The organism is Nitrosarchaeum koreense MY1 (assembly GCF_000220175.1).
In the GTDB taxonomy this organism is placed as follows: Archaea; Thermoproteota; Nitrososphaeria; order Nitrososphaerales; family Nitrosopumilaceae; genus Nitrosarchaeum; species Nitrosarchaeum koreense.
Genome location: NZ_AFPU01000001.1, coordinates 198,173 through 209,573, shown reverse-complemented (window position 1 = coordinate 209,573; position 11,401 = coordinate 198,173). Strand labels below are relative to the sequence as shown.

Below are 11,401 nucleotides of genomic sequence, written 5' to 3'. Positions count from 1 at the left end.
TGTAATTAATTTAGACATGGAATTCATAAAAGAATTTTCAACCTTTTTGATGCAAAAAGAAATTATAAAATTTGGAGATTTTACACTTGCAAGCGGTAAAAAGAGTTCATACTATGTAGATTTGAGGCTGGTTCCTAGCTATCCTCATCAATTTAGAACTATGGTAAAAAAGCTACAAAACAACATTGCAGAAGACATAGGACTGGATAGTTTTGATTCTTTAGTATCAGTTCCTACAGGAGGCTTAATTATTGCATCAGCGTTAGCGATTGAAATAATCAAACCGTTAATCTACGTAAGAAGTAAACCAAAAGATTATGGCACTACAAAATCAATTGAAGGACAAATTCACAAAGGAATGAGAGTTGTAATGATAGATGATGTTGCAACTACAGGAGGTTCTGTTGTGAATGCCATAAAATCATTGAAAGATGCCAACATAACAATTGAAGATGCATATGTAATTGTAAATAGAATGGAAGGTGCAGATGAAGCACTCAAAGAATTAGGAGTTAAATTACATTCTCTTGCAAATGTAATGCAAATTACACATGCATTACACGAACAAAAATTCATAGAAGATGATATTTTAGAAAAAGTAAGGAAACAGATTGAAGTATAATTTTTGGCGGCTCAGACAAATGCCTTTCAATCATCTTTCAGATATAACTCTGATTCTTCATTGCAGCCAGTAAATTTTGTCTGTGGTCATTTTAAAACTAACGGAAATAATATGGGCCCAAAGGGCTTCGATCCCTTGACTCCCCGGTTATGAGCCGGGTACTCTACCAAGCTGAGTTATGGGCCCTAAGCAGATGAATTTTATCTTCAGTATAAAATGTTATGAGCTTAAACAATAAGATTCATAACAACTATCAAGCATCAAATTTTGTGCAGAAATAGATTTATCTGCAATTTGGATCAAGTTGTCTGAATCAGATGATGTTTTTTCAAGAATATTTCTCCAAGAAGCAGTATGACGAATATCAGCTTCAGTATGAAGTTTAAAGTATTCTGTAGCCTCATCGTTTGATATTCCATAAAACTCTATCAAACCATCAAGTTTTGTTTGGCTTATTTTTGGAATTTCTTTTTCAAAAGCATACATTGCACATGCACCACCATCATAAGTAGTCATTAATTCAGATAATTCTGAAACAGCTTTTCTGGTCTTTTCTAATCCATTGTAATGAGTTAACTCAGATTCAGAAATTCCCAATTCACCTGCAAACTTAATCCATGATTTAATATGTGAAGATTCTTCAAATTGATTTTCAACTAGTTCCTTGATTACAGAATTTGGAGCTTTTTCTATTATTGGAGTCATAAATGATGGAACTGCCTTTACAAGTTGAAAATATTCCTTAGAGTATCCAGCTAAAGAATCAAGAGATAATTTTCCATCAGACCACATTTGATAGAATGGGTGTTTTAACAAACTTCTTTCTTCAATCATTTCATCAATTCGTTTTATTAGATTCATATCACATCTCGTATTGTGCCAATAAAAAAATCTTTGTGGTTTACAAAAGATTTTATGGACAAATTACCCAATTTTTGTGGGTTCCAGTGGTGTAGACCGGTCAAGCATACTGCCCTTTCAAGGCAGTGATCCCGGGTTCAAAATCTAACGATGAAAATCCCGGCTGGAGCACCAAGATTTAATTACTAATGAGAAAGTTTTTTGAATAGATCAATATCTTGGACAGAAAAAATATTGAGATAAATCCATTACTTGAGACATATGGTAAGTATATAGACAAAATTAACCACGCATTAGATAGAGAACTATCACTGTATTCTGAATCTGAATTTATCGAACCGTTAAAATATTCTTTAGAGGGGGGAAAACGAATTAGACCAATTATCTTATCATTAGCTGCTGAGAGCGTAGGAAAAATTGACGATAATACTTTGGCAGCAGCATGTGCAGTAGAATTTTTGCATATGGAATCAATCATCCATGATGATATTATCGATAATGAAACTATGAGAAGACTCAAAGAACCATTTCATATCAAATATGGATATAACACAAGTGTATTGACTGGAGATTTTGTTTTAGGATTAATCCTTGCCATTTCTTCACGATTAAACAATGCAAGAATTACAAAGGATTTAGCAACAACAGCTATGTTGATGAGTGAAGGTGAAATGATAGAAAGCAGATTAGAAACTAGTGAAGATGTTACTTTTGATGATTACCTTAGAGTGATTGAATACAAAACTGCCACTGCATTTGAAGTTGCTGCAAGAATAGGTGCAATAATTGCAAATGGTAGCGAAGAAGAGATAGAAGCACTTACAGAATACGGAAAAAACATAGGAATTGCATATCAGATAAGAGATGATCTGTTAGACTGGAAAAATGAAGATAAATTATTTAATTTATTGATCAAGAAAAGTTCTGATCCTAGAGACGTTTTCAACAAAATGGAGGAGCTTTTAAAAGAATTTTCAGATAAATCTAGAACTAGTTTAAGAAAAATTGCAGACAATAATGCAAAAATAAATTTAGATAATCTTATAAAATTTACAACATTTAAGGCATAACGCCTAAGCTAAATGTAGGAGCTGCAAATTCAACAAATTTAATTATTGGATCTGGATAAATACCAAATCCTACCAAGAAGACGATAGAGAATATCATTATTGCAATTATTGATTTTGGTTCTGATACACGCTTTTCATTTTCTCCTTCAAAGTACATTTTTCTTGTGATCCAACCATAGTAAGCAAGTGATAAAGCACTGTTTAGAACTCCAGCTATTGCAAGCCAAGGTGCCCACCATATTGAAGTTCCTGCATCTAATGCACCGCCAAATAATACTAGTTTACTCCAAAATCCAGCAAGTGGAGGAACACCTGCTAAAGCAAATAGGGAAATTATCAACCCAAGTGCGGTAATAGGCATTCTTCTACCAAGTCCTTTGAGTTTATCGATATGAGTTACAGCAAGTGTAGTGATTATGCCAGTAACTGCGATGAAGGCCATTCCTTTCATTACTGCATGATTCAAGATGTGATAGAGGGAACCTTGTAAACCAAGTGAGCTGTAAGGAGATACTGCAAGCCCTATTAGGATATAGCCAGCATGAGCAATACTAGAATATGCTAGCATTCTTGCAAGGTTCTTTTGCATTATTGCGGCAATGTTACCAATAGTCATTGTCATTACTGCAATAACCCCAAGAGCTAAAGTCCAATCCAGATTTAGTACTACCATTCCAAGAACTACTATTCTAATAGTTGCTGCAAATCCTGCTTTCTTTGTTCCAGCTGCAAGTAAAGTGGTAATGGTTGGTGGTGCACCCTCATAAGTATCAGGTAACCATTGATGGAATGGAACTAGTCCCATCTTAAATCCAAATCCTGCAATAAACATTCCAACAGACAATAATGCTAATGGTAACAAGGAAGGATCAAGAGTTGCATAGCCTTGAATAACTTCGCCGATATTTGTCGAACCGGTTAAACCATAAGATAATGAGATTCCATAGACAATAATTGCAGACGATAATGCACCAAACAAGAAATATTTCAGTGCAGCTTCATTTGAGCTTGGATTCTTTTTCATAAATCCAGCCAAAACATATGTTGGAATACTCATAAGTTCCCAAGCAACAAATAACATTACTAGGTCAGTAGAGTATGCCACTAACACCATACCGATTGTAGAAAGTAGTATTAGCGAATAGTATACAGCAGGATAGTTCTTTTTTCGCATATAATTAAAGGAACCAACTGTAGTGAAGATTGCAACAATTAACATTGCAATGGCAAAGAATCCACCAAATGCATCATCTACAAGAACATCTTCAGAAAATAGTGCAGATGGAAGTATATTTCCATTAACAAATTGATATGCAACGTATCCTATAGATACAATTAATGCTGCAAATGCAATAACGGCATAAAATGAATTTGAGCCTTTTTCTTTTCTTGCAATGCTGATGATAGGTAACAAAATTCCCACGGTACCAAGTATTGCAATTATTACCAATGGAGTTGAACTAATTTCTAACATCTCATCATACTCCTATATCAACAATATCAAGACTACAAATAGTAATCCAGCTCCAAATACGAATAGATAAGATTGCGCTACACCGGTTTGAGTTCCTTGAACTACTTTAGCACTCCAACCAACTGCTTTTTGTAATCCACTATTCATTCCATAATCGATAGCAGTCTTTTCAAAATATCTGAATACGCCTCTTGAAATCCATAGAGGAGCAACTACAAAGCACCAGTAAATAATTGCATTAAGATAAAATCGATTCAAAATAACTTTATGGATAGCATAAAAGAAAATATTTGAATTTACAAATTTAACTGGATCAACCCACCTACCAATATAAAACACATATCCTAATCCAGTTCCGATTCCAAATGCAGTTAGTGATGCCGCTAATGCAACAGGATTAACTCCATCTAAGAATCCGGGCAGTATAGAGTTTTCAATTTCATGATGTATAGAATGAATTCCAAATGATTCTTCAAGATATTCAGTAAATAATTCATGTAATCCTACTTCAAATGACAAACCGATTATACCTATAGCAATTGTAAGTACGGCTAGAATTCCATATGGTACCCACATAGATAATGGAGCTTCATGAATGTGATGTCCTTCTTCTTCCATTTTTTGGATATGTTTACTCTTTGAACCATAGAATACTAATCCTAACATTCTAGTTGTGTAAAATGCAGTAATTATTGCTGTTAGTACGGCAATTGCAAATATCGGTATTGCCCATTCATGTCCTGATGTATAAACAGCACCAAAAATAGAATCTTTACTCCAGAAACCAGTTGTGATAAATGGTGCACCCATCAATCCAAGACCAGCAGCCCACATAAACGCATAAGTCTTTTTCATGTGTTTTCGTAATCCACCCATATCTGTCATAAATCTTGAACCTACAACATGTAACAATGATCCTGCAGCCATGAATAATGATGCTTTAAACATTGCATGAGAAATTAGATGGAAGAAACCTGCAGTAAATCCATTAACAAACTGTTCTGACAATCCAGCGATTCCCAGCACCATCATCATGTAACCAATTTGAGAACCGGTAGAATATGCAAGTACTTTTTTAATTTCAGAATTAACCATTCCCTGAAGCCCTAATAGAAGTGCAGTTGTTGCACCAACTAAGAGAATTATTTCAAAGAATTGATCTGCCAAAATTCCTGCAGCACTTAAAGCAAAAACTAGTGGCGCTAATCTCATCACTAGGAAAACACCTGCTTTTACCATAGTTGCAGCATGAATCAAAGCTGAAACTGCGGTTGGACCAGTCATTGCTTCTAACAACCATTCGTTAAGTGGGAATTGTGCAGATTTACCAATTGCACCACCAAATAATAATACAAATGCAGGAATTAAGAGACCTTGAGCAGACATTGATGTTGCCCAAGCTGTATCATGCATTAATTCTCTAAATCCAAATGTTCCAGCAAACAAGAATATCAAAAGCATACCAGCAATCATCATCACGTCACCTACTTTTGTCATGATGAAAGCTTTCATTCCAGCATGAGTTGGAGAATAATAATCTAAGAGTCCAAGAACAGTTCGTCCTTCAGTTCCCACATGATCTTTCTTCTTATCACGATACCAAAAGCTGATCAACGCATATGATGCAAGCCCTACACCTTCCCAACCAAAGAAGACTTGTAGTAAATTATCAGATAATACAATTAATTGCATTGAACCAATAAAGAACATCATCCAGAACCAAAATCTTGTAATCGATTTATCGCCTTTCATGTATCCTGTACTGTAAATCATAATGAGGAATGAAATCCATGCAACTACATTTGCCATAATTACTGAAAGAGGATCAGCTAATACACCAGCTTTCAAACCAATTGAACTAATCCAAGAAATTTGATCATGAACTTCATGTGCTTCTAATGCCATTGGCAATAGGGATGCGGCTGAAAGAGCACTCATCAAAGCAAAACCTACTGCAACATAACCAGTTGAGCGTTTGGATATTTTTCCAACTCCCGGCATGATTAGAGCTGCAATAAAAGGTAGAATCCAAATCAACCATGCACTTGAGGCACCTACTTCAAATGGTAAACCTAATGCTTCAGTAGCCATATACTAAACCCCCAATACTCCATTCATGTACGGAATTATTTGATTAAAGAATATGTCCGGATAAATTCCTAGAACAATAGTAAAACCTGCAAGTACCATCATTGGTGCAGTCATATACCAACTTCCTTCTTTTACTTTCTCAAGATGTTCTGGAAGTTTTCCAAAGAATACGCGTTTGAGCATCCAAAGCATGTATGACATTGTTAATGCAGTTGCAACTAGACCCAAACCAAATGTAACTGCTCGGACAGTTGATCCTTCTTCAATCGCAGTTTCTAATGCTCCAAAAAATAAAGTCCATTCACCCATAAAGCCACTAGTTGGAGGAACCCCCATGATAGTCAATGCACCAATCATTGCACATACAGCAGTAATTGGCATCTTTCCAGCTAGACCACCTAGTTGAGAAATATTTCTTGTGCCAACTTTAACAATTATTATTCCAGCCATCATGAAGAGAATTCCTTTACCAAGTGCATGTGTAACATACATCATTTCAGCACCAGATAACCCAAGTGCTGACATTGAACCGATTCCAAATAGAATGTAACCCATTTGACTTATACTAGAATATGCAAGTAGTCGTTTGATATCGTCTTGCATTAAAGCCATTGCACCGCCGTAAATCATTGTAACAAGTCCCCATATGTGAAACCAAATTGAAAGTTCAGCAAATGTATTTGGTAAAAATTCTACAATCAATCTGAAAATACCATAAGCACCGATACCAATCATAGCAGGAGACAATAATGCACTAATTGGAGTTGGTGCAGAACCGTGGACCCAAGGGAGCCAAATATGGAACATGAATACTGCTAATTTGACTCCAAGACCAATTGAAATAGCAATAGCTGAAAGCATCAAAATATCATGTGGAATTTTTGATTCATCAATATCTGCAAAATCAAAACTTCCGATAGTAAGACCAATCATTAAAAATCCTAATAATAGAACAACGGCACCTGCATGTGTCCAAAATAAGAACATTAAACCAATCTTTCTTCTAGGACCAGCACCCCAAAGAGCAACCAAAAAGAAACCAGGAATCAGCATAATCTCAAAGAACACATAAAATTCAATTAGATTTGTAGCAAGAACAGTTCCAAGCATTCCCATTGCAAAAACAAGATAAAGTGCAAAGTAAAGTCCTGATTTTGCATTAACATAGTTTGAAAGAGAAGAGGATTCAACTATTTCAGAATGTCCACTAGTTGTTGATGTGATTTCATGTTGTTCTTCTTCATATTGTTCATGAAATCTATGAATCATGTATGGTTTTGAGTAAAGTGCTAAGATTGTACTGAGTACGTAAATTATAATAGCAAATGGCGATGCTAAACCATCCAACAAGAAACCAAATTCACCAAATTGTTCTGTCCATGGATAATGTTCTTCCGTAGTACCACTTAGTGCGGCTAAAATTACTAGTACAGTTGTATAAAGCAAAAGTCCAAATGTAAACCACATTGCAGGAGTAGGACCAAGTTTTCTTCCAATAATGTAGGCCACAGGAGATAATAATAATGGCAAGAAAACTGCCTGTAAAAGTGCATATTCCATTATCCTTTCAAACTCCTAAAGTCTGCAATGTCAATATTCTGGTACATACGATATGCAACTATAATTAATGAAAGTCCTACCGCAACTTCGGCAGCAGCAATTGCAATTGAAAATAAAGCTAATGTTTGACCGCCACTATGAGGTAAGAATCGTCCAAATGCTACCAAATTAAGATTTGCAGCATTAATAATTATTTCAACTGCAAAAAGCATTCGAATTGCATTTCTTTTAACAGATAATCCGTAAATTCCAATGCCCAACAAGGCAATAGAAACTAAAACAAAATCAATCAGTTCGTTGCTCATTTTGAATATCCTCTCTTCTTGCTAAAACTAGTGCACCAGTAACTGAGCCAGCTAATATCAGTCCCATTAAAATCAAAGCTGGCCAATAATATGTTAAAAAGTCTGCACCAATATTTCTAAAATCAACTGCAGGTTCATCAGTAGTTATTGATTTGATACCTGAATCCATTATGACAGAACCTAATGCAACCATGAAAATTAACATCAATGCAATACCAGCAAATTTTCTTCTTTTATCTTCTATTTTCTTAAAGATTAATTCTCTTTTTACCAACATCACAGTAAATAAAATTAAAACAGCAATTGAACCTACATAAACTGCTAATTGAAACATTGCAACAAAAGGCGAATCTAAAAGTAAAAAGAATCCAGCAATTCCACCAAGTGTTCCCATTAATGCAATTGACCCGTAAATTAAAGATCTCATTTCTAATGCAGCAATTGCAGAACCGATTGTAATTACAGATAATGCAAGAAATACAGCATCAGCCATGAGTTGCACCTCTATCAGTAATTTGTATTGATGAATCTTGAGAAACATATGGTTTTACTTGAAGTTGAGCAGGGGTGTAAATCAAACCTTCTTTACTAAACGAAGAAAGCTCATAATCATTTGTCATATACAATGCATAAAATGGACATGCATCAACACATAATCCACAAAATACACATTTACCATAATCAATTTGTGGCATGATAGCTTTTTTATTTTGTTTGTGTTCTTCTGGAACTTTTACCATCGCTATAGCTTCGGCTACACCTTCACATGCAATGGAACATAATTGACAACCAGTACAATGATCATGAAATAGCATATGACGTCCTTTATAGCCAGCAATTCCAACACCTGTTGATGGATCAAATTGATAACCATCTCCAACAAATTTTAGTTTCTCTTCAGGATATCGTAATGTAAATCGTTTAATGGCTAAATGCTTAATTCCTGAATTTAATGCCTTGATAATTCCAGTTGCAGTATTCATTACAATATTCCTCCAGGTCCCAAGACTCCAGCGTACAACAATCCGAGTGCTATAAAGATGTTAACGAATGCTAATCCAATTAGTTTGTACCAACCTAGACTCAATAACATATCAATTCTAATTCGTGGGAAAACTCCTCGTGGCAATAGAATGAAAAATATCACCCCTACTGTTTTAATTACAAACCATACAACACCATTAAGCATCTCCTGAGAAAATACTGGCAATCCAGGAATTTTAGCTGTAATTGGACCCATCACTATTCCATCAGTAATAATTTCTTCAGGAAATGGAGGCCATATCATTGGTCCAGTCCATCCACCAAGAAACAAAACAACAAACAAAGCTGCAAATGCATAAAGTTTCAGATAGGTTCCTAATTGAACAAGACCGTAGATCATTCCAGAAAATTCTGTTAACCAACCAGCAACAATTTCACTTTCTGCTTCAGGTAAATCAAAAGGAATTCTTTCTAATTCAGCTAATATGGTAATAAAGAAAATAATTGCTCCTATTGGTAAGAAAATAATCCATGGGAAGTTAGTCTGACTTTCAACTATTTCAGAAAGATTTAGTGTTCCAGTAAGAATTACTACGCCCAATAAAGAGAGAATCAATGGAATTTCAAATGACACCATTTGATGCAATGCTCTTATTCCACCAATGAATGGAAATTTACTATTTGAAGACCATGCAGATAGAATAGTAATAATTGGAAAGAATCCAATGATTGCAAATACAGCTAACAATCCGACATCAACATCTGCAACTACCCAGCCTGGTGCAACTGGAATTAATGCAACAAATGCAGCTGCAGTTGCAACAAATATCACCGGTGCAGCCCAGAAAATGGGTTTGTCTGCTTTTGCAGGAATAATAATTTCTTTTGAGATTAGCTTAAGTCCATCTCCCATTAATTGTAAAATTCCTTCAACTTTACCACAATAGAAAGGACCCACACGTAGTTGCAGTTTTGCCAACATTTTTCTTTCTATAAAGATAGTTCCAGCTGCAATTAATGCTGCAAAACCAAATCCCGGAAATGCTGCAATTCTAAACAAATCAGTATTCATAAATGCTTTTAGAATTGGAAGAGTTCTAGAAGGATCTGCCAGCCATGTTAATGCAAGAAATGGTGTAAGTAATTTGCCATCAATAACTGGCATTTCAATATAGAATAATACAATTTGTACCGCAGGAATTCCAACTAATGTAAAAATAAGTAAGATCCAGAATAGATTATCTAAAATAGATTTTACAAATTCACTAAACTTGAAATTTGGTGCAATAACAGACATTTATCGATCTGCCTCCACAGGCCAGTAATTAAGACTCCAATAAACAGATGGCATGTTACCAAGTTTTTCACCTTTGAGAAGATATGGTAATGCAATCAAATTTCTAAATGAACCAACACTCATCTTTACGCGATAAGGTTCAGGTTTTGCATCTGATACGATATAACATCCTAAAGAACCTCTACCAGATTCTACACGTTTGTATACAGAATCAAGTCCTTTACCTTTTGGATTTGGTTTAAGTTTAACTCTAACAGAACCTGATTTTGGCATTTTTTGTAATGCTTGACGAATTATTGCACAACTTTCTAACATATCAAGCCATGGGACTTTAGATCTTGCATAAGAATCCCCTTCTTTCATCACATTAGTATGAACGTCTAATTCTTCATAGACATCATATGGTTCTTTCTTTCTAAGATCATAATCAACACCACTTGCACGAAGTACGGAACCAGTTGTTCCAAGTCTAATTGCATCTTGTCTTGATAAAATACCAGTGTCTTTTGTTCTGGCAATTAAAATTGGATTGTCATAAAATATTGCAGCATATTCTTTGATACGTTTTTCAAAATAGTTTACTTGTCGTAAACAAACATCTTCAAAGTTTGGTGGTAAATCATTTCTAACTCCTCCAGGTACAAAATGTGCATGTGTAACACGTGCACCAGTCATTTTTTCCATTAAATCAATTAAGAGTTCACGATCACCAGCAGGCCACATAAACATTGTAGAATGTCCTAAGAAAATTCCATAAATTGCAAGCCAGTACATTGTATAGATACAACGGTTAAGCTCAGATGCAATGACTCGAACATATTTAGCTCGTTCAGGTACTTCAATACCTAATATTTCTTCAACTCCTAAAACATATGGATACAATACATTACAAGAATCATGAATTACAGGTCTTTCTAAATGAGGGATATTTGTGATATAATTTCTATATTCAGCCATTTTCTCTTCTCCACGATGAACATACCCTGGATCTGGATCACATGCAACAATAAAGTCACCATCTATTTGCACAATAATTCTCATATGACCAGAACCTGGGTGTTGGGGTCCAACATTTAGAGTCATGATTCTCTCGTCTACTTTTTGGAGTGCAAGTCCTGGCGGTAATTCGGGATTCAT

General features: G+C 35.1%; 11 protein-coding genes and 2 tRNA genes. 3 read left to right on the top strand and 10 right to left on the bottom strand.

The genetic code is table 11. The annotated features are described in order from the left end of the window. The first annotated feature begins 16 nt into the window (after positions 1–16). Positions 17–622: an orotate phosphoribosyltransferase gene (gene pyrE, locus MY1_RS01170; RefSeq protein WP_007549652.1), complete on the top strand. Its 606-nt coding sequence runs from the start codon at positions 17–19 to the stop codon at positions 620–622. A gap of 112 nt (positions 623–734) precedes the next feature. Here pyrE and MY1_RS01165 read toward each other — a convergent pair. Together MY1_RS01165 and MY1_RS01160 are read right to left on the bottom strand one after the other, a co-directional pair. Continuing rightward, a tRNA-Ile gene (locus tag MY1_RS01165) sits at positions 735–808 on the bottom strand. A gap of 33 nt (positions 809–841) precedes the next feature. Then, entirely contained in the window at positions 842–1,483 is a 642-nt protein-coding gene (locus MY1_RS01160; protein ID WP_007549650.1) for an iron-containing redox enzyme family protein, read from the bottom strand. Between the two features lie 80 nt (positions 1,484–1,563). Here MY1_RS01160 and MY1_RS01155 point away from each other — a divergent pair. Together MY1_RS01155 and MY1_RS01150 are read left to right on the top strand one after the other, a co-directional pair. Beyond that, positions 1,564–1,657: transfer RNA gene (locus MY1_RS01155), tRNA-Glu, on the top strand. Between the two features lie 44 nt (positions 1,658–1,701). Continuing rightward, positions 1,702–2,553: a polyprenyl synthetase family protein gene (locus MY1_RS01150; protein WP_007549648.1), complete on the top strand. Its 852-nt coding sequence runs from the start codon at positions 1,702–1,704 to the stop codon at positions 2,551–2,553. Here the strand turns inward: MY1_RS01150 and MY1_RS01145 are convergent. The 8 genes from MY1_RS01145 to MY1_RS01110 are packed head-to-tail and all read right to left on the bottom strand — an operon-like array spanning position 2,543 to position 11,401. Then, positions 2,543–4,027 carry an NADH-quinone oxidoreductase subunit N gene (locus MY1_RS01145; protein ID WP_007549646.1) on the bottom strand — a complete coding sequence of 495 codons (1,485 nt, stop codon included), beginning with the start codon at positions 4,025–4,027 and terminating at the stop codon, positions 2,543–2,545. The genes MY1_RS01150 and MY1_RS01145 overlap by 11 nt on opposite strands. Positions 4,028–4,039: 12 nt before the next feature. Beyond that, positions 4,040–6,118, bottom strand: a complete 2,079-nt coding sequence (locus tag MY1_RS01140) for an NADH-quinone oxidoreductase subunit 5 family protein (RefSeq protein ID WP_007549644.1) — start codon at positions 6,116–6,118, stop codon at positions 4,040–4,042. A 3-nt stretch (positions 6,119–6,121) separates the two neighbouring features. Then, entirely contained in the window at positions 6,122–7,678 is a 1,557-nt protein-coding gene (locus MY1_RS01135) for a complex I subunit 4 family protein (RefSeq protein ID WP_007549643.1), read from the bottom strand. Beyond that, on the bottom strand, positions 7,678–7,983 hold the full coding sequence (gene nuoK / locus MY1_RS01130) for an NADH-quinone oxidoreductase subunit NuoK (RefSeq protein WP_048109341.1): 306 nt from the start codon (positions 7,981–7,983) through the stop codon (positions 7,678–7,680). Before nuoK ends, MY1_RS01135 begins: the two co-directional genes overlap by 1 nt. Further along, positions 7,964–8,476 carry an NADH-quinone oxidoreductase subunit J family protein gene (locus MY1_RS01125; RefSeq protein ID WP_007549641.1) on the bottom strand — a complete coding sequence of 171 codons (513 nt, stop codon included), beginning with the start codon at positions 8,474–8,476 and terminating at the stop codon, positions 7,964–7,966. The genes nuoK and MY1_RS01125 overlap by 20 nt, the downstream gene beginning before the upstream one ends. After that, positions 8,469–8,966, bottom strand: coding sequence for an NADH-quinone oxidoreductase subunit I (locus tag MY1_RS01120; RefSeq protein WP_007549640.1), 498 nt, complete (start codon positions 8,964–8,966; stop codon positions 8,469–8,471). Before MY1_RS01120 ends, MY1_RS01125 begins: the two co-directional genes overlap by 8 nt. After that, on the bottom strand, positions 8,966–10,264 hold the full coding sequence (gene nuoH / locus MY1_RS01115; RefSeq protein WP_007549639.1) for an NADH-quinone oxidoreductase subunit NuoH: 1,299 nt from the start codon (positions 10,262–10,264) through the stop codon (positions 8,966–8,968). Before nuoH ends, MY1_RS01120 begins: the two co-directional genes overlap by 1 nt. Then, positions 10,265–11,401 carry an NADH-quinone oxidoreductase subunit D gene (locus tag MY1_RS01110; RefSeq protein WP_007549637.1) on the bottom strand — a complete coding sequence of 379 codons (1,137 nt, stop codon included), beginning with the start codon at positions 11,399–11,401 and terminating at the stop codon, positions 10,265–10,267. It abuts the gene before it with no gap.